Source organism: Pseudomonas sp. GW822-FHT03F08 (genome assembly GCF_058801265.1).
The window spans coordinates 47,483-70,667 of record NZ_JBXANC010000006.1; the positions used below are offsets into that span (position 1 = coordinate 47,483).

A 23,185-nucleotide genomic window follows, 5' to 3' on the forward strand; every position below is an offset into this window, starting at 1 on the left:
GGCGATGGGGCAATTACCGGATGCATCAGTTGCTGTGACCGTTGCGCTCAAATCGCCCGCTCAAATCACAGACATGAAAAAACCCGCCGAAGCGGGTTTTTCCAATCAAGCGATGCTTACTTCACATTGCTCGGGGTTGGGCCTTCGGCCACACCCAGGTCGTCTTCGTGACGCTGGTCAACGATACCGCGACCGCCCGAGGCCAGCTCGGTTTGCAGCACGTCGGTGTCCAGTTCCTTGACCCACTTGGCCACAACGATGGTGGCAACGGCGTTGCCGACCAGGTTGGTCAGGGCGCGGGCTTCGGACATGAAGCGGTCGATACCCAGGATCAGCGCCAGACCGGCTACCGGCAGGTGACCTACCGCCGACAGGGTGGCGGCCAGCACGATGAAGCCCGAACCGGTCACACCGGCTGCGCCTTTGGAGGACAGCAGCAACACCACCAGCAGAGTGATCTGGTGAGTGATGTCCATGTGGGTGTCGGTCGCCTGAGCGATGAACACGGCCGCCATGGTCAGGTAGATCGCGGTACCGTCGAGGTTGAACGAGTAACCGGTCGGGATCACCAGACCCACTACCGATTTCTTCGCGCCCAGACGCTCCATCTTGATCAGCATGCGTGGCAGTACCGATTCCGACGAGGAAGTACCCAGCACGATCAGCAGCTCTTCACGGATGTAACGGATCATCTTCAGCACGCTGAAGCCGTGCATGCGGGCGATACCGCCGAGCACGATCAGGATGAACGCCAGGCACGTGATGTAGAAGCAGATCATCAGTTGACCCAACTGCACCAGCGAGCCGACACCGTAGGCACCGATGGTGAACGCCATTGCACCGAAGGCACCGATTGGCGCGAGCTTCATGATCATGTTGATGATGTTGAACATCACGTGGGCGAAGCGATCGATGAAGTCCAGGATCGGCTTGCCGTAGGCACCCAGGCGATGCAGGGCGAAACCGAAGATCACCGAGAACATCAGCACTTGCAGGATGTCACCGGTGGCGAACGCGCCGACGATGGTGGTCGGGATCACGTTGAGCAGGAAGCCGACAACGCTCTGGTCAGCGCCCTGTGCCACGTAGGTAGCGACTTTCGAGGCGTCGAGGGTGGCGACATCGATGTGCATGCCGTTGCCCGGCTGCACGATGTTGACCACAACCAGACCGACCAGCAGTGCGATGGTCGAAACGATTTCGAAGTACAGGAGTGCATAGCCACCGGTCTTGCCGACCGATTTCATGCTCTGCATGCCGGCGATGCCGCTGACCACGGTGCAGAAGATGATTGGCGCGATGATCATTTTGATCAGTTTGATGAACCCGTCACCCAGCGGCTTTACGGCCACGCCGAACTGCGGGTAGTAGTGGCCGAGCGCAATACCGATACAGATTGCGACGATCACCTGGAAATACAGGGATTTGTACAGTGGCTGACGAGTCGTCATTGCAAAGTTCCTCAAGAGTCCCGCGTAGCAACATCCATCTGTTGAACGCGACACTTGAATTGCGAACCCTCCTGCACTGGAGGGATTTGTTGTGTCGAACGACGCTTTCCGGACCGGCTCGGCGCACGCTTCTGTCGCTCTTATCGCAAACCTCGTGCCACTTTGGTGCAATTCGCTGCAAGCCTTTTGATATCAGGGGATGCAGGTTTTTCTGTGTCACCATTCGGTTACCCAAGTATGGCGGATTTCCGCCAACGCACCGGGTCTCGTCCTACAATTTGGCGGAAATCCGCCTTGTTGCCGATCAAGGCCGCCGGCTACCATCGGTCGCCAGAGGAAGGATTTGCCGCTTATGCGCGAACGCACCATCGCCAGTCATTTCGCCCGTGCCGCCCTCGGTGGCGCACGCCGTCGCGGGTTCGATTATTCGGGCCTGCTGCTGCAGCTGGGCATCAGTCCCGAACTGCTCGACGAGCCGCGTGCGCGGATCGCCCCGGAACAATTCACCCAACTGATCCAGAACCTGTGGCTGGCCCTGGACGACGAATGCCTGGGCTTCGGCAACGCGCAGAGCAAACCCGGCAGCTTCGCCATGATGTGCCACGCCATCATTCATTGCCGCAGCCTGGAAAAGGCTCTGCAACGCGGCTTATTGTTTTATAGCCTATTCCCCGACGCTCCGCGCCTGACCCTGACCCATGAAGACGAATGGGTGCGCCTGAGCCTCGACGATGCGCAATGGTGGGATCCGGATCACTTTCTCAGCGAGAGCCTGCTGGTGATCTGGCATCGCCTCGGCAGCTGGCTGATCGGCCAGCGGATTCGCCTGGAACAGGCCACTTTCAGCTACCCGAAACCGGTGCACGGAGCCGAATACGATCTGCTGTTCTCCTGCCCGCTGGAGTTTTCCGCATCCCAGAGCAGCCTGGTGTTTCACAGTCGCTATCTGCACATGCCGCTGCTGCAGGACGAACGTACGCTCAAGCATTTTCTTGAACGCTCCCCCGCCGACCTGCTGTCACGCCCGGATGACGGCAACAGCCTCAGCAGCCGATTGCGCCGTTTGCTCAGCCATGACAGCGCACGCTGGCCGGACCTGGAAGCCGTGGCCGCGCACCTGCACATCAGCCCGCAAACCCTGCGCCGGCATTTGCGCGAGGAAGGCACGAGTTTTCAGGAGTTGAAGGACCAGTTGCGGCGGGACATCGCGATTTATCATCTGGGGCGTGCGGATCTGTCGTTGCAACAGATCGCCGAACAGCTCGGATTTTCCGAACCGTCGGCGTTTCACCGGGCGTTCAAGAAGTGGACGGGGCTGACGCCGGGGGCTTATCGGGCGCAGGAACAGTAGGCGGTCACACCGCCGGAAAATGAATCCTGAACGCCGCCCCGCCCATCGGCGAATCACCCAGCGTCAGTTTCGCGTTGTAGCTCTCGATGATGTCCTTGACCACCGCCAGCCCGATCCCCTGTCCCGGATGCTGGCGATCCAAACGCTCACCACGCTCAAGTATCCGCGCACGCTGATGCTGTGGAACGCCGGGGCCGTCGTCTTCGATGCACAACTCGATCCCGGCCAGGCTTTCGCGCACGCTGATGCGCACTTCGCCCAGGCACAGGCGATAGGCGTTTTCCAGCAGGTTGCCCATCATTTCCAGCAAGGCGCCCTGCTCGATCGGCACGTAGCAGTGTTCCGGCAGGTCGAACGCCACGCGTACGCGTTTGTCGCGGTAGACCTTGTCCAGCGTGTCGCACAGGCTTTTGAGCACCGGCCGCAGGCGCACCTGATGGCGTACCAGACCGCTTTTGCGCAGGCTGGCGCGCTGCAACTGGTAGCTGATCTGCTGGCTCATGCGTTCGATCTGGGTTTGCAGCACCCAGGCCTGATCGCGATCTTCGGGGCGCTGGGCCATGTCTTCGCTGACGCCTTGCAAGACCGCGAGCGGCGTTTTCAGGCTGTGGGCCAGATCGTCGAGGGAGTCACGATAACGGCTGCGCTGCTGGCGCTCACTGTGCAGCAAGCGGTTGAGCGAGCCGGTCAGGCGCAGCAATTCACGGGGGTGCTGTTCGCTGAGGCTTTCGAGGGTGCCGCCTTCGATTTCGTCCAGCTCCTGACTGAGCCGGCGCAAGGCTTTCAGGCCCCAGGTCAGACCGATCCACAGCAGCGAGAGCAGCACCAGCAACGCGGCGCCGAAACCGAGGTAGAGGTTTTCCCGCAGGCCTTCGAGGGTGGTTTCGTATTCGCGTACCGGTTGCAGCGCGACGATGCTGAACGCCGCATTCTTGCCACCGAGCAGTTTGACTTCGACGTCGTAGACGAAGAACTCCTGTCCGCTGGCCTCGCGAATCCGCGCGAATTCGTTGCCCATCCCGTCGTAGCGCGGCTTGTAGTTGATCTGTTCTTCCTGGGTCGCTTTGGAGCGCCAGACCAGATGACCTTCGCGGTCGTAGATGTAGCCGAGCAGACGGAAATCGGCGAGGTTGAAACGCTCGTCCGGCAACTGCATCGGCATCACCAGCCGGCCGTTTTCAATCCGCGCGGCAGAAATCAGTGTGGTGACGTCCGAGGCCAGGCGCTGCTCGATCGAATCCTGCAGCGCCAGGCTGAACGCACCTTGCATCGCCGGGAGCAAGGCGAGCATGAACAACACCGCCAACGTCGTGGCGGCCAACATCAAGCGAACACGAAGCGAACGGATCAAGTGCAGCGCTCATTGAACAGGTAGCCGAGGCCGCGCACCGTGTCGATCGGCTTGAACCCGGCCGGACCTTCCAGCTTGCGACGCAGGCGCCCGACCAGCACTTCGATCACGTTCGGATCACGCTCGTCGTCGTCCGGGTACAACTGCTCCATCAGGCGATCCTTGGGCACCACTTGCTGGTGGTGGCGCATCAGGTATTCGAGGATCCGGTATTCGTAGGCGGTCAGCGCCAGCGGCTGCTCATCGAGGGTCGCCTGCTTGCGATTGAGGTCGAGCAGCAGCGGCCCGGCGACAATGGAAGACTGGGTGAAACCGCTGGAACGACGCAGCAGCGCATTGAGCCGTGCTTCGAGTTCTTCGAACTGGAACGGTTTGACCAGGTAATCGTCGGCGCCGGCGGCCAGGCCTTCGACCTTGTCCTGCCAGTTGCCACGGGCGGTGAGGATCAGGATCGGGAAGCTCTTGCCGTCCGAGCGCAACTGGCGGATCAGGTCGAGCCCGCCCATGCCCGGCAGGCCGAGGTCGATCACCGCCAGGTCAAAGTTGAATTGCCCGGTCTGGTACAGCGCCTCTTCGGCATTGGCCACGGACTCGACCACATGACCGCTTTCCGTCAGGCGGGTTTGCAGGTGATGGCGCAACAGCGCTTCATCTTCGACGACCAACAGTTTCATGACGCTCTCCCGGGCAAATCAGAATCTCCAACAGCATACCTGCGACAACGGTGTACTGCCGCTTTTGAGGGTCCTGTTCATTTCTCCCCTCGGACATGATTCAAGCTTACTGAACCGGGCCTGTACCTGCCCTGAACACACCCTGAACCCGAGCGCAATCAAATGAACTAGGCTGTTTTGACCTTTTATTGTCAGGAGACCCGATCATGCGCCTGTTCCTTGCCCTCACCCTGCTCGCCTTCAGCAGCCTCAGCGCGGCAGCCATCAAGACCGAGGAAATCCCCTACCAGAGCGCCGACGGCACGAAACTGATCGGCTACTACGCTTTCGACGATGCCATAAAAGGCCCGCGCCCGGGCGTTGTAGTGGTGCATGAATGGTGGGGCCTCAACGACTATGCCAAGCGCCGCGCCCGGGATCTCGCCGGGCTTGGCTACAGCGCGCTGGCCATCGACATGTACGGTGAAGGCAAGAACACCGAGCACCCGAAAGATGCCATGGCATTCATGCAAGCGGCCACCCAGAATGCCGATGCGGCCAGCAAACGCTTCCAGGCCGGCCTTGATCTGCTGAAGAAACAACCGCAGACCGACACCGGCAAACTGGCCGCCATCGGTTATTGCTTCGGCGGCGGCGTGGTGTTGAATGCCGCTCGCCAGGGCGTACCGCTGGCGGGTGTCGTGAGTTTCCACGGCGCACTGGCCACCAACACCCCGGCGACACCTGGCAGTGTCAAAGCCAAAGTCCTCGTCGAGCACGGCGCGCTGGACAGCATGGTCACCGCCGACAACGTCACGGCGTTCAAATCTGAAATGGACAAGGCCGGCGCCGACTACAAATTCGTCAGCCTAGACGGCGCCAAGCATGGCTTCACCAACCCCGACGCGGATCGCTTGAGCCATGGCGATCACGGTGGCCCGGATATCGGCTACAACAAGGCAGCGGATGAAAAGTCCTGGGCGGACATGCAGGCATTCTTCAAGAAAATCTTTGGCTGAGCCGGAGTATGCTGATCGCTCCCACGTTCTGCGCGAGAGCGATCTGCACCAGCGCACTATTCAGCCTGAAGGCAACCCGGCAAAATGCCCGCCATGAATTCCAGCCCCCTCCTCCCCGCCTGCTGCACCCCGCTCGATGCCCACTGGCCGCTACCGACCGTGCTGCCGGACACCGTGCTGCTGAGCACTCATTTCGACCCGGCGCAACTGCTCGGCGATGACTTCCGCCGCAGCGCCATCGAGCCGCCGCCGAGCATCCAGCGCTCGGTGGCTAAGCGTCAGGCGGAGTTTCTGGCCGGGCGGATTTGCGCCCGGGCCGCGCTGCAACAACTGGAAGGCAAAAGCAGCGTCCCGGCCATTGGCGAGGATCGCGCACCCGTGTGGCCGGCACATATTTGCGGCTCGATCACCCACAGCACCGGCCGGGCCGCAGCGATTGTCGCCAACAAGCAGCACTGGCGCGGACTGGGCATGGACCTGGAAAACCTGCTCAACGCCGAACGGGCCGAGCGGCTGGCCGGGGAGATTCTGACGCCGGCAGAGTTGCAGCGCATGGCTGCCGGCGCCCGCGATCAACTGGCGTTGTGGGTGACGCTGACGTTTTCGGTGAAGGAAAGCCTGTTCAAGGCGCTGTACCCGATCGTCCAGAAGCGTTTCTATTTCGAGCACGCCGAAGTGCTCGAGTGGACCGAACAGGGTCAGGTACGACTGCGACTGCTGACGGACCTGTCCAGCGAATGGCGCAACGGGACCGAACTGGACGCACAGTTCGGGGTGCACGACGGGCAGTTATTGAGCCTGGTCAGCATCCAGGCTTGAGCGGCTTCAGCGCCGCTCCTGATTCCTCGGCCAGCTCAGGCTGAAACACGCCCCGCCAAGACTCTTGCTCTTGCCGATCAGCGCCCGGCCGTCATGCCAGTGGATGATCCGTCGCACGATAGATAAGCCCAGGCCGTGCCCGCCGGATGCCCGCGTACGGCTGTCGTCCAGCCGCAGGAATGGCGTGAAGATTTTCTCCCAGGCACTTTCCGGCACACCGGGGCCGTCGTCCTCGACGTCTACCCGGCAACGCATCTGCCCGACCTGATAACTGACCGTGACCCTTGAGCGCGCATGACGCATGGCGTTACCCACCAGATTCTGCAAGGCGCGATGCAGGTAACGCGGCTCGGCCTCGACCCAGGCATCGTCGCAGTCGGCGGCCGACAGGCACAAACCACGTTGCACCGTGACGTCGGCACGCAGTGGTGCCAGTTCTTCGATCACCTGATTGACCAGTGCATCGAGGTCGATGCGCTGGAACGTCAGCGCCGGTGAACCCTGCTCCAGCCGCGCATAGGTGAGCATTTCGTCCACCAGCTTATCGAGGTCCTCGATGTCGTGGTCCATGCCCTCACGGTACTTTTCCAGCGCTTGCGGGGTGGTGGCCGAACCGATCATTTCCAGACCGAAGCGCAGGCGCGCCACCGGTGTGCGCAACTCATGGGACACCGCACGCACCAGTTCACGCTGGATCGCCAGCAATTGCTGCAGGTGCTCGGCCATGCCGTTGAACGCCGCCGCCAGTTTCCCCACCGAGTCGGCGCCGCGGGCCGGCACCCGGGTTTCCAGACTGCCCTTGGCGATACGCGTGGCCGCCGCTTCGAGGCCACGCAAACGCCGCTCGAGCTGGCGCACCAGTAAATAGACGATAAGACCGATCAGGGTCAGGCCCAGCGCGGCGATCAGCACCAGCCACTGCGGCGGGTACGGATTCATCTGATAGAGCGGGCCGATTTCCAGCACCCACGGCGTACCGACCATCCCGGCGAACACCCGGATCGAGTCCCCGCCCTTGCCCAGCGCCATCACCGTATCGCCTTCCGACACGCGACGACTCTGGTCTTCATCCATGTCGGCTTCGTTCACGGTTACCAACCGCAGGTCGAAACCGAAGCCCTTCTCTTCCTTCAATTGCGCCAGTCGTTTGGGCTGCTCGCCCACCGGCACCCGCACCAGTTCATCGGCCAGCAGGTAGATGGTCGCCCGGGCCAGTTGCTCGCTGATCTGTTGCACCTCGCCCACCAGCACAAGCTGCTCCTTGTCGCTGACCAGTCGATAGACCTTTGCCGCGTGCGGCCCGGTCTGCTCGACCAGTGCCTGCCCGCGTTGCACGCGGGTGCGCTGGGTGAGATCGAGATCGGTCTGGGCGAAGGTTTTCAGTGCCAGCGGAATCCCCAGCAGCCGCTCCCACACCAGCAAGGCGCGGTGGCGCTCGGTTTCGTTCATCGGTTGCAGGTTGTCGGCCATCAGCGAAAACGTGCCGTGGGCCAGACGTTCGCGGTACTGCTCGCTGCGTACCTGGTTGAGCAGGTGCAGTGCCAGAACGCCGAGCACCGCCACCAGAATCAGCGCCGCGCACATGCCGCCGTAGATGCGCAGGAAGATCGAGTTCACAGCGGCAGTTCTACGCAAGCTTCAGGCACGAACAGATAGCCTTTGCTGCGCACGGTCTTGATCAGGCGCGGGTGATCGGGGTCGTCGCCGATCTTCGGACGGATGCGCGAGATGCGCACATCGATCGAACGGTCCTGGCCGTCGTAGCCGATGCCGCGCAGCGCGGTGAAGATTTCTTCCCGCGACAGAATCCTTCCGGCGTTGGACACCAGCAGCCACAGCAGATCGAACTCGGCGCTGGTCAGTTCGATGCCGCTGTCGCTCAGCCAGGCTTCGCGCAAGGCGTTGTCCACCACCAACGGGCCGAATTGCAGACGGCGGGGTTTGCCCGACGCCGGCTCCGGTGCGTCACTGCGTCGCAACAACGCCTGGATGCGCGCCAGCAACAGCCGTGGGCGAACCGGTTTGCACACGTAGTCATCGGCGCCGATGTCGAGGCCGAGGATCTGGTCGGCATCGTCGGTGCGCGCGGTCAGCATCAGGATCGGCCCGTCGTACTGGTCGCGCACCTTGCGGCAGATGCTCAGGCCGTCTTCACCGGGGAGCATCAGGTCGAGGATCACCAGGTCCGGTTGCTCCTTGATGATCCGCGCCGCCGCCAGGGCGCCGTTGCCTTCGATCTCCACGCGCAATCCATTGGCTTGCAGGTATTCGCGGGTCAGTTCGGCCAGACGCTGGTCGTCCTCGACTATCAATACCTGCCAGGCTTCTTGCTCCACGGATGACCTCTGCTTGCCGATGTTGCGAATAAAGGAAGGATCCTCCCGTCTTTTTGTCATCTTTAAGGAGGATAAGAATGCGTGTGACAGGGCCGATTGTATAAACGGCGTACAGCGAGAACACAAGTCGGTAAATGCGTTCGGACAAGGCCGTTTTTTGTGATAGGGTTCGCGCCCTTAAAAATCCGCTGAAGCGTTTTTCCCGAAGAGAAAACAGTGACAAACGGTCTAACTCAGCAGGTTCGCGGCCTACAAAGGAATTCCCTGTTTCGCACACAATTTACGCACAGGGTTATCCACAGGCTGTCCGTTGCAATCGCCCCCCAAAACGCATTATCTTGTAGCCCGCGCTCAAAAAAACCCTACATATAGGGTTTGACGCTAAAAACCAAACACAAACCGGACAGTGAATTCAAGGCTTTTTATTGCCATTGTCGGGTTGAACCAAACGTATTTTCAGAAGCCCAAACCGCGCCTGCGGATGGCTACCGTTTTTCAGCCGATCACGGCGTAAACGGTACGGGTGTTGCAGTTCAAAACTGCTCCCCGAAAGGAATGCGGTTTCACGCGTATCGCGCGAACCGAAGACTTCGGCATGGAAGCGGCGCCCACAAGGCCCACTTCCTGAACTGTCCCGAAGTCGTTACCCGGCGCTGGCCGGTCGTAGTGCTTCAGGACGGAACGGTGGGCACCGTGATGGTGCCCAAACAAACATAGAGAACGTGGAGACACCCATGCAAACCGACACAACTCGCGAGAACCCGCAGGGCACCTTGCCGCAGGCCGCCGATTCGAATTCGGATCTGGCTGCCACCGCGCCTGGTCAACTGCGTGTGATCAAGCGTAATGGCACTGTCGTTCCTTACACCGATGACAAGATCACCGTCGCTATCACCAAAGCGTTTCTCGCAGTTGAGGGCGGCACCGCTGCCGCTTCGTCGCGAATCCACGACACCGTTGCCCGCCTGACCGAACAGGTCACCGCGACCTTCAAGCGTCGCATGCCTTCGGGCGGCACCATCCACATCGAAGAAATCCAGGACCAGGTCGAACTGGCCCTGATGCGTGCCGGCGAGCAGAAAGTGGCTCGCGACTACGTGATCTACCGTGACGGCCGTTCGAAAGAACGCGCTGCCCACGCTCCGGCCGAAGCCGCAGTCAACGCTCACCCGTCGATCCGCATCACCCGCGCCGACGGCAGCCTCGCGCCGCTGGACATGGGTCGCCTGAACACCATCGTCACCGAAGCCTGCGAAGGTCTGGCTGAAGTCGACGGCGACCTGATCCAGCGCGAAACCCTGAAGAACCTGTACGACGGCGTTGCCCTGAACGACGTCAACACCGCGCTGGTAATGACCGCCCGTACCCTGGTCGAGCGCGAGCCGAACTACTCGTTCGTGACCGCCCGCCTGCTGATGGACACCCTGCGTGCCGAAGGCCTGGGCTTCCTGGGTGTTGCCGAGAGCGCGACTCACCACGAAATGGCCGACCTGTACGCCAAGGCGCTGCCGGCCTACGTCGCCAAAGGTATCGAGTTCGAACTGCTGAACCCTGTGCTGGCCTCCTTCGACCTGGAAAAACTGGGCAAGGCGATCAACCACGAGCGCGACCAGCAATTCACCTACCTGGGCCTGCAAACCCTGTACGACCGTTACTTCATCCACAAGGATGGCGTGCGTTTCGAACTGCCACAGATCTTCTTCATGCGCGTGGCCATGGGCCTGGCGATCGAAGAGAAGCAGAAAGAAGACCGTGCGATCGAGTTCTACAACCTGCTGTCCTCGTTCGACTACATGGCTTCGACCCCGACCCTGTTCAACGCCGGTACCCTACGTCCACAGCTGTCGAGCTGCTACCTGACCACCGTTCCGGATGACCTGTCGGGCATCTACCACGCGATCCACGACAACGCCATGTTGTCGAAATTCGCCGGTGGCCTGGGCAACGACTGGACCCCGGTGCGTGCACTGGGTTCGTACATCAAAGGCACCAACGGCAAGTCGCAAGGCGTGGTTCCGTTCCTGAAAGTCGTGAACGACACCGCCGTTGCCGTTAACCAGGGTGGCAAGCGCAAAGGCGCTGTCTGTGCCTACCTGGAAACCTGGCACATGGACATCGAAGAGTTCATCGAACTCCGTAAGAACACCGGTGATGACCGTCGTCGTACCCACGACATGAACACCGCCAACTGGATCCCTGACCTGTTCATGAAGCGCGTCTTCGATGACGGCAAGTGGACCCTGTTCTCGCCATCCGAAGTACCAGACCTGCACGACCTGACCGGCAAAGCCTTCGAAGAGCGCTACGAGTACTACGAAGCCCTGACCGAGTACCCAGGCAAGGTCAAGCTGTTCAAGACCATCCAGGCCAAAGACCTGTGGCGCAAGATGCTGTCCATGCTGTTCGAAACCGGCCACCCATGGCTGACTTTCAAGGACCCGTGCAACCTGCGCAGCCCGCAGCAGCACGTCGGCGTGGTGCACAGCTCGAACCTGTGCACCGAGATCACCCTGAACACCAACAAGGACGAGATCGCGGTCTGCAACCTGGGCTCGATCAACCTGCCGAACCACATCGTCGACGGCAAGCTGGACACCGCCAAGCTCAAGCGCACCATCGACGTAGCCGTTCGCATGCTCGACAACGTGATCGACATCAACTACTACTCGGTACCGCAGGCGAAGAACTCCAACTTCCGCCACCGTCCGGTCGGCCTGGGCATCATGGGCTTCCAGGACGCGCTGTACCTGCAGCACATCCCTTACGGTTCCGACGCTGCCGTCGAGTTCGCCGACAAGTCGATGGAAGCGGTCAGCTACTACGCGATCCAGGCTTCCTGCGACCTGGCTGACGAGCGCGGTTCGTACGAGACGTTCCAGGGTTCGCTGTGGTCCAAAGGCGTACTGCCGCTGGATTCGCAACAGATCCTGATCGAAGCACGTGGCCAGAAGTACATCGACGTCGACCTGACCGAGTCCCTGGACTGGGCACCGGTTCGCGCCCGTGTACAGAAAGGCATCCGTAACTCGAACATCATGGCCATCGCACCGACCGCGACCATCGCCAACATCACCGGCGTATCGCAGTCGATCGAACCGACCTACCAGAACCTGTATGTGAAATCGAACCTGTCGGGCGAATTCACCGTGATCAACCCGTACCTGGTTCGCGACCTGAAGGCTCGCGGTCTGTGGGACTCGGTCATGATCAACGACCTGAAGTACTACGACGGTTCGGTTCAGCAGATCGAGCGCATCCCGCAAGAACTCAAAGAGCTCTACGCGACCGCGTTCGAAGTGGACACCAAGTGGATCGTTGACGCCGCCAGCCGTCGTCAGAAGTGGATCGACCAGGCCCAGTCGCTGAACCTGTACATCGCCGGCGCATCGGGCAAGAAACTCGACGTGACCTACCGCATGGCCTGGTACCGTGGTCTGAAAACCACCTACTACCTCCGTGCCCTGGCTGCGACCAGCACCGAGAAGTCGACCATCAACACCGGCAAGCTGAACGCTGTTTCCAGCGGCGGCAACCACGGTGACGATTCGGTCCTGGCAGCGCCTGCCGGCCCTGCTCCAGTACCGAAGGCTTGCGCCATCGACGAGCCGGATTGCGAAGCTTGCCAATAAGCTGAGCTGAATCGGGCGTTGCGAGACGCCTGATTCCTCCAGACAAAGGAAACCCCCGACAGACTTCTGGTTTGTCGGGGGTTTTCTTTTGTCTGCCAAACACCAAGGCTCTAACGAACAGGTTTCAGCAGATACAAAAAAGGCCCCTTCACAGAAGGAGCCTCCCTATCGGTGCTTACCGACGGCAGCCGCCGTTGTTGAAAGGACCGGCAACACGAACCCAGCCACTGGCTTGCGGAACGTTGCTGCACATAGTACGGCCGGTCGAAGCCGACTCATAAAGCCACCAGGAAGCCGGAGCAGCTTGAACAACGACTGCACCCAACAGCAAACTTGCGGCCAAAGTCAGACCAAAACCAATACGCAGCGACATAACGATCTCCATTTCAAATAAACGTCTCAAACGGCCGTCAGCGCAATAACTTCATAGTTCATCATCTTGCCGACACAACCAGAGACAGCAGTAAGAGTGTTGCAACCGAACACCCATCTTTTCATCAAGACCCTGACGAAAGAGCGCGCACCTTACATTGCGAAAAAACTAAAAACAATAAAGAAAACTCCCACAACCGAAATTATTTATTAATTAAATAAACTCAAAAAAAATCAACAAACACGCAAAAACCTACAACCTTAATTGCATATAAACCATTGACCCAAATCAAAAATATACGCTAACTAAAACCAGACACGCGACACAATCTTCCTTAATTAAAAACAACGCTCCAACAAGTTAACGTTTGTCTGCGCAATAAATTAACGCGCGAAGCCTCCGCCCAGCGCCAGGTACAGTCCCATTTGCGCCTGCAGTCGGTCGAAGCGATTCTGCGCCAGCGAAATTTGCGCGGCACGACGGCTCTCTTGCAGATCCAGCCACTCCTTGATACCCGTTTGCCCGCTGCGATAACGAATTTCGGCCAACCCTTCGGCTTTCATTGCGGCGACCAGAGCCTGCTCTCGCCGTCCCCCCTGATCAGCAAACTGCACTTGCGCCGACAGCGCATCTTCAACTTCCGCCAGCGCGATATATAGGCTCTGGCGAAAATCGATTATCGCCGCCTCATAGTCCACCGCCGATATACCCACTGTGTACTTGCGAACATTCCATTGCACAAACGGCAGACTGATACCAACGCCCAATAGACCGACAGGGTTATTGAGCACTTGGCTTAACTCCCGACTACCACCCGTCGCCAGACCGCCAGTCAGTGTGAACGAAGGATAGAAACTGGCACGCGTTGCGTCATAGTTCGACAGCGCCTGGCGTAATCGCCATTCAGCCGCCTGCAGATCCGGGCGTCGATCAACCAGATCAGCCGGCAAGCCTGCCGGCACACTCGCCAATGCCATCGAAGGTAATTGCACAAGTTCTGCAAACCGATGCTCGGGTGCCTGATCGAAGACAATGGCCAGTGCGTTGCGCGCCACTTCAAGTTGCTGCAGATAGTCGCTCAATACAGCACGCTGCGTGGCCAACACCTGCTCAGCCTGTGCCTCTTCAAGGCCCGTCGCCGCACCCGCCAGACGTTGAGACTGCACCAGTTGTAACGTCTGCTCGGCGTACCGGATACTTTCCCGCGCAGACCGGGCCAGTTCGTTGAACAGGCCGATCTGCCAATAAAGGCGCGCTGTCGTACCCACCAGACTCAGCGCACTGGCACGCCGGTCAAAATCGGTCGCCAACAGCGCCCACTGCGCGGCATCGCGCGTACTCGCCAGCCGCCCCCACAAATCGACCTCGTAACGCACCGACGAGTTCGTGGAAAATCGACGCTGGCCTGAATTGTCTCGATGTAGATTCCTACTCCAGTCCGCCCCCGCCCCCACGTCCAGATCGGGCGTGATATTGGTCCCGGTGAGTCCTGCCTGAAGCGCTGCCCGACGCACTCTGAGCGCAGCCACTGCAAGATCGTTATTGCGCGCCAGAGCGTCGTCAACCAAGGCGTTCAGACGTGGATCATCAAACGTTTCCCACCATCGCTCCCGCACACTCAATGAGCGCTCACGGGATGCGTCACCAAACCAGAAGGCCGGCGTCTTCACTTCCGGTTGACGGTATTCGCTGTGCAGCAGGGCGCTGCAACCACCCAACAACAAAGGCAACTGCAATGCCCAGATCCACTTGCGCTTCATGTACTTCATTCTCGGGACAACGCCTGAATGGGATCAAGCCGGGCGGCATTGCGCGCCGGGATATAACCGAACAACACGCCGACCAGCAGCGAACACAAACACGCTGAAATCATGGCCAGAGCCGTGAACTCCATAACGATTGCCTGCACGAAGTAGCCGAACACCTGGCTGATCAACAACGAAAGCAGGACGCCCAACAAGCCCCCTAGCAGACAGACCAGCACAGCCTCGATCAAAAACTGCTCCAGAATGTCCGCGCGCCGCGCGCCGACGGCCATGCGGATGCCAATCTCCCGGGTACGCTCGGTGACCGATACCAGCATGATATTCATCACCCCGATACCACCGACCAAAAGCGAAATGAACGCCACGGCAGAGATCAGCAGCGTCAGGGTGTCCGTGGTTTTCTGTACGATTTTCAGGATGCTGTCGCTGGAACTGAGGAAAAAATCCGCGCGCCCATGACGTGCCACCAACAATGTTTGAAGTGCTTGTTCTGCCGCGGGACTGGCAACCTGCTCCTTGAGCCGAACCTTGATCGAATTGAAATGGCTCTGCCCCAACAAGCGCCCCATTACCGTCGTATAAGGCAAATAGACTTGCAGGCTCGGCCCTGAAAAACCGTCATCGCGACTTTCCATGACCCCCACCACCGTACAAGGCAGGCCACCAACCAGGATGACTTTGCCCAGCGGTTGCTCCCAGTCCTTGAACAGCCGTTGTCGAGTGTTGTGGTCAATGATCAGTGTCTGAGCGCGGCGCATCACATCGCCTGCATTGAACATCGCGCCCTGGGTCACGCGGATGCCCATCACCTGAAAGTAATCCTGGCTGACACCATTGACCGTGGCACTGACATGCAGATTGCGGTAACGAATCGTCCGGCTGCCATTGACCATCGCAGAAACACTGTCTACCCAGGACTGCGCCTGGATGATCCGCAAGTCCACGGGCTGCAATGTCCGGATTGAAGCTGCCTGCTCATCCCCCCAATCCTTGCCGGGATAAACATCGATGGTATGGGTGCCCATCGCACTGATATCACGCAGCACCCGGGTCTGTGCGCCCTGCCCCAGCGCTACCACCGAAACCACCGAGGCAATACCGATGACGATCCCGAGCATGGTCAGCAATGTGCGCATGCGATGGCTGCGCAGAGAGATCCAGGCCATCTTGAAGGCCTCGCTGAAGCGGCGCCAATGCACCGCCGTCGCGTCACGCTCCTGAGTTTGCGGGATGTCGCCTGGCTCGGTGACCGGCGCCGCAAGCACCTTGCGGTCGGCATTCAAACGATCACCGACGATTTCGCCATCATGTATCTCGATGATGCGGTCTGCGTACTGCGCCACCTGCGAGTCATGGGTCACGATAATGATCGTGTGACCGCTGCGATGCAGTTCACGCAGGATCGCCATCACCTCCTCGCCACTGCGCGAGTCCAGCGAGCCGGTGGGCTCGTCGGCCAGAACAACCGCACCGCCATTGATCAGCGCACGAGCAATGCTGACCCGTTGCTGCTGCCCACCGGAGAGTTGCGCTGGCCGATGCAGCATGCGCTGACCCAGACCGAGACGTTGCAGCAGCCCCCTGGCCTTTTGCCGATGCTCGGTAAACGGCTGATCGGCGTAAATGGCCGGCACCTGCACGTTGGCCTCCGCACTCAGATGCGACAGCAAATGAAAGCGCTGAAAAATGAATCCGAAATGCTCACGACGCAGCGTCGCCAGCTCATCGCTACTCATTTCGGCCATGTCCGCACCGTTGATGCTGTAGCGGCCAGCAGAGGGACGATCCAGGCATCCGAGGATATTCATCAGACTGGATTTTCCAGAGCCCGACGGCCCGACGATCGCTACCATTTCACCGGCGGCGATGGTCAGGTTCACGTCGCGCAGCACATGAGTCCGTGCCTCACCCTCGGCGAACCAACGCTGCACGCCTTCAAGAGCCAACAACGGCGTGACCGGCAGCTCGTCTTTCACGGGATCTGGCGTCCAGCCATGAAGATTACTGGCGCTGCTCATCGAGGCTCCGGCTCTTCGCCGAGAACGACTTCGTCATTTTCCTTGAGCCCGTCCAGCACCTGAACGCTCAGGTCATTTCGCAACCCGGTTGTCACCAGCACCGTCTGCGGCTGACCATCCACCAGTCGGCGAACTTCGTAGCGACCGTCAGCGGCACGCTTGCCCAGCGCAGCCACCGAGACCGTTGTGGCTTTGCGCACCGAGTCGAGCAGAACGCTGACCTGCGCCGTCATCGAGGTGCGCAACGAACGATCGTCATTGGGTACGTCAAACAGCGCGTTGTAGTACACCGCTGCATCGGCGCCGCCGGCAGTCGAGCCACCGCCACCCTGCATTTGATCCTGCCGGGCAATGGACTCGGGCGCAGGCTCTACCGCCCGTATATGGCTGGTAAAACGCCGGTCCGGATCACCCAGAATATTGAAGGACACGGCCTGGCCCGCCTTGACCCGAACCACGTCAGCTTCCGAAATTCGCGCTTCGACCGTCATCCGGTCCAGACGGGCAAGTATCAGTAATGTCGGGACACTCTGTGCGGAAACGACGGTCTGGCCCTGTCTGGTCACCACGGCAATGACCTCGCCGTCCATCGGCGCACTGATCCGCGTATATCCGAGGTTGACTTCGGCGATCCTGATTTCTATCTCCGCCTGGGAAATCTGCGCAGCCAGGGATGCCAGCTCGGCGCGCGAACTTTGCAGCTGCGCCTCGGCAATTTCCAGATCGGCCCGCGATCCGGCTTCACTGGCAACCAGGCTTTGCTTGCGACGAAAATCAAGTTCGTACTGGCGAATCATCGCCTGCCGGGCTTTGTATTGCGCGCGGACACTGAGCAACGCAGCCCGGGATTTGAGCAATTCATTCTGTGGCAGCAACGGGTCGATTTCAGCCAACAGCTGACCCTGGCGAACCGTATCACCCAACCCGGCTTTCAGACTCTGGAGTTGCCCATTGACCTGCGCGCCGACGCTGACTTGCTGGAAGGGCTTGACCGTACCACTGGCCAATACGGTCTCTTCAAGATCTTCAACGGTGACGGTCGCTGTCAGGAATTTCTTTGGAGGGGTGCCCCAGCCTTGGCCCCATACAAACCAGACCAACAAGGCAACAACGGGCAGCGTCCCGAACACGATTCGGGAGCGAGAGAAAAAAACCATGAAGTAGTCGTTACATCCCTGTCAGTGGTTGGGCGAACCGCTCATTGGCGCCCGGGTATAGCGTGAGCAGGCGTGTGAATACACGCGCGCAAATGCGAATGCAGCGGACGAGTGGCCCCGGCGCGCGCATTAAACAAGAAAGCCCCTCAAAGAGGGGCTTTCCGTTACAGCTTTTTACAAAGCATCGATATCAGGTCATCTGAATGATGGTCTGCATGATGGTGCTCTGGGTGGAGATGGTCTTGGCGTTCGCCTGATAGTTGCTCTGGCCCTTGATCAGGTCTACCAGTTCGTTGGTCAGGTTAACGTTGGACTCTTCCAGCGAGTTGGACTGGATGGAGCCCAGAGTGCCGGTTTCCGGAGCGTCATAACCCGGAATGCCCGACGCGAAGGTTTCCTTCCAGCTGGTGCCGCCGATCGCTTGCAGGCCTTGTTCGTTGGTGAAGCTGGCCAGCGCAACCTGGCCGATGGCCTTGTTCTGGTTGTTGCTGAAGTTGGCAAACAAAGTACCGGTGCCGTCGATGGTCAGGTTAGTGATCTGGCCAGTGGCATAGCCGTCCTGAGTCGGGATCGAGCGCGCGGTGTCGGCGTTGTACTGAGTGGTACTGGCCATCGAAATGGTGATGCCGGCCGGGTTTGCTGCTGCACCGTTAGGCTTGAAGGTGCCGTTGACGACATTGCCTGGTACCCAACCGGTGATCTTCAGGTCACTGCTGATCACCGGACCAGGCAGAGTGCTGACCTGAGTCAGCTTGCCAGCAGAGTCGAAGGTCATGGTCGAAGGCACCGGGGCGGTGGTTTTCGGATCACTGCCGGTAGCGTCCGGGTTGCGACCGTCGACCAGGGTGTAGACCTTCCAGGTGTTGGCACCGGTTTTCACCACGTACTGATCCATCGGGTGCATGTTGCCCTGGCTGTCATAGATCGGGGTGCTGAACGACTTGGTGTAGGTCGCCAGGTTGGTCGGGTCGAATTTGCCGGCTGGAACCGTGTCGTCGATCACCGGAGCGGTCGAGTTCAGGTTGATGGTCGAAGTCACCAGCGAAGTGGACTTCGGCGCCAGGTTCGAGGTGTCGATCTTCAGGTCGGTCAGTACGCCGTTGATGACCTTGCCGTTGGCATCCACACCATAACCTTGCAGGCGCGAGGTGTAGTCGGTGTTGGTGATGAAACCCTTGTCGTCGACCTTGAACGTACCGGCACGGGTATAGGAAATCGAGCCGTTGTTGCTCATGGTGAAGAAACCGGAGCCGTTGATGCCCATGTCCAGCACGTTACCGGTGTTGTTGATGTCACCCTGGGTGAACTGCTGGGAAACGTTGGCCAGGCGCACGCCGTTGCCGATGACCTTGCTGCCGCTACCCAGGCGAGTCGCCGAGTAGACGTCTTCGAATTCTGCGCGGGACGATTTGAAACCGGCGGTCGCGACGTTGGCGATGTTGTTGCCGGTCACGTCCAGTTGCTTGTTGGCTGCATAGAGACCGCTAAGGCCGATATTGAAAGACATATTCCACTCCTTTGTGCCGGTTAGTCGGCTCTATATACCAATGGTTTGTACTTTGGACAGGGCAACGGTGCCCTTGCCGGACAGGTTGAGCATCAGCTCGCCGCCGGTCTGGCTGATCGTCACGCTGGTGACGGTGGCCGGCAGGTAGGTCGCCATATCGGTCGCGGTGCCGTTGATCGATGCGTTGGCCTTGACGGTATAGGTACCGGTCTTGACCAGATTGCCGTCCTTGTCCTTGCCGTCCCAGGTGAAGCTCGCGGCGCCTGCGGCGCGACTGCCCAGATCGAGGGTGCGAACAATCGTGCCGCTGCTGTCGGTGATACTGACGGTGCCGCCGGCAATCGACGACGGAACGGTGACCGAACCGGTCATGCCTTTGCTCGGATCGTCGAGCTGGACCGAGTTGGTCTGCACGATCACGTTGCGACCGACCAGCGAAGAAGCCTGCAGGGCTTGCGACGAGTTGTAATTGCCGGCCAGCGAACTCACGGTGCTGTTGAGGGTAGTAATACCCTCGAGGCTGCTGAACTGCGCCAACTGGGCAACGAATGCGCTGTTGTCCTGCGGGTCGAGCGGGTTCTGGTTTTTCAGCTGGGTTACCAGCAATTGCAGGAACGCGTCCTTGCCCAGGGCCTGGCCGCCGGTGGAACTGTTAGTGGCCGAAGCAATGCCATCGGTTGTCGAACTGGTCTTTTTCGACGAGTTCGCCAGGATGTCCTTCATGCTCAGGCTGCTGGTGGTATCGGAAACACTCATGGCAGTCGCCCCTTATTACTGACCGAGGGTCAGTACCTTCTGCATCATGGTTTTGGCCGTGTTCATCATTTCGGCGTTGGTCTGGAACGAACGGCTCGCGGAAATCATGTCAGCCATTTCTTCCACCACGTTGACGTTCGGGTAGTAGACGTAGCCCTTGGCGTCGGCGGCCGGATGGTTCGGCTCGTAGCGCGCTTCGAGGTTGCTCTGGTCTTCGACCACGCCCATGACCTGCACGCCCTGGCCGGCCGCGTCCTGGTTCTGGAACAGCGAGTTGCTGCCGCCGCTCTGGCCGCCCTGGAACATGGTGGCGAACACCGGGTGACGGGCGCGATAGGTCTGGTCGATGCTCGACGAGACGGTTTCGGCGTTGGCGATGTTCGAAGCCACGGTGTTCAAACGCGTGGTCTGTGCGCTCATGCCGCTGCCGGCAATGTTGAAAACGCTGGACAGGGACATGGATTACTCTCCGCGCAGGGCTGAAACCAGCCCTTTGAATTTGCTGTTGAGCAGCGTGAAGCTGGCCTGGAAGCCGACGGCGTTTTCCGCGTAGTTCGACTGTTCCAGCTGGGCATCAACGGTGTTCTGGTCGATCGACGGCTGCATCGGCGTGCGATACATCAGCGACTCGTCGCCATTGCCCAGACCTTCAGCTTCGATGTGACGGCTGTTGGTCATGTTCAGGGCGATAGTGCCGTTGGCATTCTTCTGGCTCTGTGCCTCGAGCACTTTGGAGAACTCCAGATCCCGAGCCTTGTAGTTCGGGGTGTCGGCGTTGGCGATGTTGTTGGCCAGGACTTCGGCACGCTGGGCGCGGAAGCCCAGGGCTTTTTCGTGAATTCCGAGCGCTTTATCGAAGCTGATGCTCATGTCGGGAACCTTCAGGTGACCGGGTTTTTCGTAACTGGGTTATAGCAAGCGTCGTGCCAGTTTTAAAAAGCCCCGGATTCCGGGGCTTTGCAGGTGATCGGCAATACGGCAATGCCAGAAAAGCGGCAACGGGTTTCCGCCGGATGCCGCTTTTCTGCCGCTTGCCGTCCCTGCAAAAACGGCCAGGCATAAAAAAACGGGAGCCCCTGAGGACTCCCGTTTTTTTGTGTTGCCGGTGCCAATCACTTCGCCTGGTAAATGATCCCCGGGCTGCACTGGACCATCTGGTAATGGTCCGGCAAACCGTTCAGCGCTTCGGAAGCGCCGAGGAACAGATAACCGCCCGGCTTCAGCGTGCTGTGGATACGCAACAGGATGTCTTTCTTCACCTCGGCGGAGAAGTAGATCAGCACGTTGCGGCAGAACACGATGTCGAACTTGCCAAGGCTTGCGTAGCTGTCGAGCAAGTTGAACGAGCGGAACTCCACCCGGTTCTTGATCGGCGCCTTGATCACCCAGCGCCCCGGCCCTTTCGGGTCGAAGTAGCGCTGCAGACGATCGGCGGACAAGCCGCGACCGATCGCCAGGCTGTCGTACTCGCCGGTCTTGCAGTTGGTCAGCATGCTGCCGGACAGATCCGTGGCAACGATCTGTACGCCCATTTTCAACTGACCGATGTTGGTCCGTTCGAACTCGTCGATCGACATCGACAGCGAATAGGGTTCCTGACCCGACGAGCACGCCGCCGACCAGATCCGCAGACGCTGGTTGGGAGCAGCCTTGATCGCTTCGGGCAGCACCTTGTTCTTCAAGACTTCAAACGGATAGGTGTCGCGAAACCACAGGGTTTCGTTGGTCGTCATGGCATCGACCACCTGCTCGCGCAAACCGCTGCGCGGCTGGGTCTGGATGCGCTGTACCAGCTCACCCAGGGACTTGATGCCTTGCTGCTCCATCAGTTTGTTGAGACGGCTCGAGACCAGGTACTGCTTGTTTTCACCGAGCAAAATGCCACAGGCTTTTTCCAGGAAGACCCGGAACTGTTCGAAATCCAAATTACCCGTAGACAAATGATGCCGCCTCTTAAATCGTGTTGATCGCCAGGGACGAAAAGTCCCTAGCTGATATCTGCTGCTTTGATCCGGTCGACTACCCGGGATGCCAGGTCATCAGGACGGAATTTGGCCAGGAAGTCATCGGCACCGACCTTCTTGACCATCGCCTGGTTGAACACACCCGACAACGAAGTATGCAGGATGATATGAAGCTTTTGCATGCGAGGGTCGCTGCGGATTTCGGCCGTCAGGGTGTACCCGTCCATCTCCGGCATTTCGATGTCGGAGATCATCATCAGGAACTCTTCTTCCGGCTTCTTGCCCTCATCGACCAGCTTGCGCAGGTAATCCAGCGCCTGCTTGCCGTCGTTCAGCGCCACCACTTCAACGCCAACCGTCTGCAGGCAACGCGTCACCTGCTTGCGCGCCACCGACGAGTCATCGACCGTCAGCACCCGCAGAGACAGCGCCTTGCTCTGAGTCTCGACATCCACCACGCCGACCGAAATCGCTTCCGGTGTCGGTGCGACTTCCGCCAGCACCTTCTCGACGTCGATGATTTCGACTAACTGATTGTCCACCCGAGTCACAGCGGTCAGGTAATGATCACGACCGGTCCCCTTGGGTGGCGGATGGATCTCTTCCCAGTTCATGTTGACGATACGTTCCACCGAGCGCACCAGGAAACCCTGGGTCTTGGTGTTGTATTCCGTGATGATCACGAACGGACTGTTCTTGTCTTTCAACGCCCCGGAGCCGGTTGCCATTGCCAGATCAAGGATCGGAATGGTCGCCCCCCGGATATTCGCCACCCCGCACACGACAGGACTGGACTTGGGCATCAGCGTCAGTTGCGGGCACTGCAGCACTTCCCGAACCTTGAACACGTTGATCCCGTAGAGTTGCTGGCCGTCGAGACGGAACAACAACAGCTCCAGGCGATTCTGCCCCACCAGTTGCGTGCGCTGGTTCACCGAATCCATTACACCAGCCATGCCCAGACTCCTACACCAACGCCAAGTGTTGTTGCGACGCACATTCATTGCTAAACGGCACGGCGCTTGCTTTTTAACT

Annotated in this window: 19 protein-coding genes; 4 read left to right on the forward strand and 15 right to left on the reverse strand. The window is 59.6% G+C overall.

The window, feature by feature from the left end:
* Positions 1 to 116 precede the first annotated feature (116 nt).
* On the reverse strand, positions 117 to 1,451 hold the full coding sequence (locus AC1RME_RS16085; RefSeq protein ID WP_096818039.1) for a dicarboxylate/amino acid:cation symporter: 1,335 nt from the start codon (positions 1,449 to 1,451) through the stop codon (positions 117 to 119).
* A 352-nt stretch (positions 1,452 to 1,803) separates the two neighbouring features.
* Here AC1RME_RS16085 and AC1RME_RS16090 point away from each other — a divergent pair, with 352 nt between their 5' ends.
* Positions 1,804 to 2,802 (forward strand): AraC family transcriptional regulator, encoded by a 999-nt coding sequence (locus tag AC1RME_RS16090; RefSeq protein WP_096818041.1) that lies wholly within the window; start codon positions 1,804 to 1,806, stop codon positions 2,800 to 2,802.
* A 4-nt stretch (positions 2,803 to 2,806) separates the two neighbouring features.
* Here the strand turns inward: AC1RME_RS16090 and AC1RME_RS16095 are convergent, their stop codons facing one another.
* On the reverse strand, positions 2,807 to 4,153 hold the full coding sequence (locus AC1RME_RS16095) for an ATP-binding protein (RefSeq protein WP_096818044.1): 1,347 nt from the start codon (positions 4,151 to 4,153) through the stop codon (positions 2,807 to 2,809).
* Entirely contained in the window at positions 4,150 to 4,827 is a 678-nt protein-coding gene (locus AC1RME_RS16100) for a response regulator transcription factor (protein ID WP_096818046.1), read from the reverse strand. Before AC1RME_RS16100 ends, AC1RME_RS16095 begins: the two co-directional genes overlap by 4 nt.
* A gap of 206 nt (positions 4,828 to 5,033) precedes the next feature.
* Between AC1RME_RS16100 and AC1RME_RS16105 the strand changes: the two genes are divergently transcribed.
* Positions 5,034 to 5,825 carry a dienelactone hydrolase family protein gene (locus AC1RME_RS16105; RefSeq protein ID WP_096818048.1) on the forward strand — a complete coding sequence of 264 codons (792 nt, stop codon included), beginning with the start codon at positions 5,034 to 5,036 and terminating at the stop codon, positions 5,823 to 5,825.
* 93 nt (positions 5,826 to 5,918) lie between these two features.
* Entirely contained in the window at positions 5,919 to 6,644 is a 726-nt protein-coding gene (locus AC1RME_RS16110) for a 4'-phosphopantetheinyl transferase family protein (RefSeq protein WP_096818641.1), read from the forward strand.
* A gap of 6 nt (positions 6,645 to 6,650) precedes the next feature.
* Here the strand turns inward: AC1RME_RS16110 and AC1RME_RS16115 are convergent, their stop codons facing one another.
* Positions 6,651 to 8,261 carry an ATP-binding protein gene (locus tag AC1RME_RS16115; protein WP_096818050.1) on the reverse strand — a complete coding sequence of 537 codons (1,611 nt, stop codon included), beginning with the start codon at positions 8,259 to 8,261 and terminating at the stop codon, positions 6,651 to 6,653.
* Positions 8,258 to 8,980 carry a response regulator gene (locus AC1RME_RS16120; protein WP_096818051.1) on the reverse strand — a complete coding sequence of 241 codons (723 nt, stop codon included), beginning with the start codon at positions 8,978 to 8,980 and terminating at the stop codon, positions 8,258 to 8,260. The genes AC1RME_RS16115 and AC1RME_RS16120 overlap by 4 nt, the downstream gene beginning before the upstream one ends.
* Positions 8,981 to 9,714: 734 nt before the next feature.
* Here AC1RME_RS16120 and AC1RME_RS16125 point away from each other — a divergent pair.
* On the forward strand, positions 9,715 to 12,609 hold the full coding sequence (locus AC1RME_RS16125) for a ribonucleoside-diphosphate reductase subunit alpha (protein WP_096818053.1): 2,895 nt from the start codon (positions 9,715 to 9,717) through the stop codon (positions 12,607 to 12,609).
* A gap of 175 nt (positions 12,610 to 12,784) precedes the next feature.
* On the opposite strand, the gene AC1RME_RS16130 is transcribed toward AC1RME_RS16125, so the two are convergent.
* The 10 genes from AC1RME_RS16130 to AC1RME_RS16175 form a co-directional block, all read right to left on the reverse strand.
* Positions 12,785 to 12,982, reverse strand: coding sequence for a hypothetical protein (locus AC1RME_RS16130; RefSeq protein WP_096818055.1), 198 nt, complete (start codon positions 12,980 to 12,982; stop codon positions 12,785 to 12,787).
* A 383-nt stretch (positions 12,983 to 13,365) separates the two neighbouring features.
* Positions 13,366 to 14,742, reverse strand: coding sequence for an efflux transporter outer membrane subunit (locus tag AC1RME_RS16135; protein ID WP_217993296.1), 1,377 nt, complete (start codon positions 14,740 to 14,742; stop codon positions 13,366 to 13,368).
* 5 nt (positions 14,743 to 14,747) lie between these two features.
* Entirely contained in the window at positions 14,748 to 16,766 is a 2,019-nt protein-coding gene (locus AC1RME_RS16140; protein ID WP_493091554.1) for a MacB family efflux pump subunit, read from the reverse strand.
* On the reverse strand, positions 16,763 to 17,923 hold the full coding sequence (locus AC1RME_RS16145) for an efflux RND transporter periplasmic adaptor subunit (protein ID WP_096818061.1): 1,161 nt from the start codon (positions 17,921 to 17,923) through the stop codon (positions 16,763 to 16,765). The genes AC1RME_RS16140 and AC1RME_RS16145 overlap by 4 nt, the downstream gene beginning before the upstream one ends.
* Before the next feature lie 190 nt (positions 17,924 to 18,113).
* On the reverse strand, positions 18,114 to 19,430 hold the full coding sequence (gene flgE / locus AC1RME_RS16150; RefSeq protein ID WP_096818063.1) for a flagellar hook protein FlgE: 1,317 nt from the start codon (positions 19,428 to 19,430) through the stop codon (positions 18,114 to 18,116).
* Positions 19,431 to 19,460: 30 nt separating this feature from the next.
* On the reverse strand, positions 19,461 to 20,186 hold the full coding sequence (gene flgD, locus AC1RME_RS16155) for a flagellar hook assembly protein FlgD (RefSeq protein WP_096818065.1): 726 nt from the start codon (positions 20,184 to 20,186) through the stop codon (positions 19,461 to 19,463).
* Between the two features lie 15 nt (positions 20,187 to 20,201).
* Positions 20,202 to 20,645, reverse strand: coding sequence for a flagellar basal body rod protein FlgC (gene flgC, locus AC1RME_RS16160; protein ID WP_007960329.1), 444 nt, complete (start codon positions 20,643 to 20,645; stop codon positions 20,202 to 20,204).
* A 3-nt stretch (positions 20,646 to 20,648) separates the two neighbouring features.
* Positions 20,649 to 21,056 carry a flagellar basal body rod protein FlgB gene (flgB, locus tag AC1RME_RS16165; protein ID WP_007960328.1) on the reverse strand — a complete coding sequence of 136 codons (408 nt, stop codon included), beginning with the start codon at positions 21,054 to 21,056 and terminating at the stop codon, positions 20,649 to 20,651.
* Between the two features lie 242 nt (positions 21,057 to 21,298).
* Positions 21,299 to 22,126, reverse strand: coding sequence for a protein-glutamate O-methyltransferase CheR (cheR, locus tag AC1RME_RS16170; protein ID WP_007960327.1), 828 nt, complete (start codon positions 22,124 to 22,126; stop codon positions 21,299 to 21,301).
* Positions 22,127 to 22,173: 47 nt separating this feature from the next.
* On the reverse strand, positions 22,174 to 23,106 hold the full coding sequence (locus AC1RME_RS16175; RefSeq protein ID WP_007960326.1) for a chemotaxis protein CheV: 933 nt from the start codon (positions 23,104 to 23,106) through the stop codon (positions 22,174 to 22,176).
* Between the last annotated feature and the right edge of the window lie 79 nt (positions 23,107 to 23,185).

What these genes read in the sequence shown, in the direction of transcription:
- AC1RME_RS16085 (WP_096818039.1), bottom strand. Translation starts at nt 1,451, where the DNA reads ATGACGACTCGTCAGCCACTGTACAAATCCCTGTATTTCCAGGTGATC.
- AC1RME_RS16090 (WP_096818041.1), top strand. Translation starts at nt 1,804, where the DNA reads ATGCGCGAACGCACCATCGCCAGTCATTTCGCCCGTGCCGCCCTCGGT.
- AC1RME_RS16100 (WP_096818046.1), bottom strand. Translation starts at nt 4,827, where the DNA reads ATGAAACTGTTGGTCGTCGAAGATGAAGCGCTGTTGCGCCATCACCTG.
- AC1RME_RS16105 (WP_096818048.1), top strand. Translation starts at nt 5,034, where the DNA reads ATGCGCCTGTTCCTTGCCCTCACCCTGCTCGCCTTCAGCAGCCTCAGC.
- AC1RME_RS16110 (WP_096818641.1), top strand. Translation starts at nt 5,919, where the DNA reads ATGAATTCCAGCCCCCTCCTCCCCGCCTGCTGCACCCCGCTCGATGCC.
- AC1RME_RS16125 (WP_096818053.1), top strand. Translation starts at nt 9,715, where the DNA reads ATGCAAACCGACACAACTCGCGAGAACCCGCAGGGCACCTTGCCGCAG.
- AC1RME_RS16130 (WP_096818055.1), bottom strand. Translation starts at nt 12,982, where the DNA reads ATGTCGCTGCGTATTGGTTTTGGTCTGACTTTGGCCGCAAGTTTGCTG.
- AC1RME_RS16135 (WP_217993296.1), bottom strand. Translation starts at nt 14,742, where the DNA reads ATGAAGCGCAAGTGGATCTGGGCATTGCAGTTGCCTTTGTTGTTGGGT.
- AC1RME_RS16140 (WP_493091554.1), bottom strand. Translation starts at nt 16,766, where the DNA reads ATGAGCAGCGCCAGTAATCTTCATGGCTGGACGCCAGATCCCGTGAAA.
- AC1RME_RS16145 (WP_096818061.1), bottom strand. Translation starts at nt 17,923, where the DNA reads ATGGTTTTTTTCTCTCGCTCCCGAATCGTGTTCGGGACGCTGCCCGTT.
- flgE (WP_096818063.1), bottom strand. Translation starts at nt 19,430, where the DNA reads ATGTCTTTCAATATCGGCCTTAGCGGTCTCTATGCAGCCAACAAGCAA.
- flgD (WP_096818065.1), bottom strand. Translation starts at nt 20,186, where the DNA reads ATGAGTGTTTCCGATACCACCAGCAGCCTGAGCATGAAGGACATCCTG.
- flgC (WP_007960329.1), bottom strand. Translation starts at nt 20,645, where the DNA reads ATGTCCCTGTCCAGCGTTTTCAACATTGCCGGCAGCGGCATGAGCGCA.
- flgB (WP_007960328.1), bottom strand. Translation starts at nt 21,056, where the DNA reads ATGAGCATCAGCTTCGATAAAGCGCTCGGAATTCACGAAAAAGCCCTG.
- AC1RME_RS16175 (WP_007960326.1), bottom strand. Translation starts at nt 23,106, where the DNA reads ATGGCTGGTGTAATGGATTCGGTGAACCAGCGCACGCAACTGGTGGGG.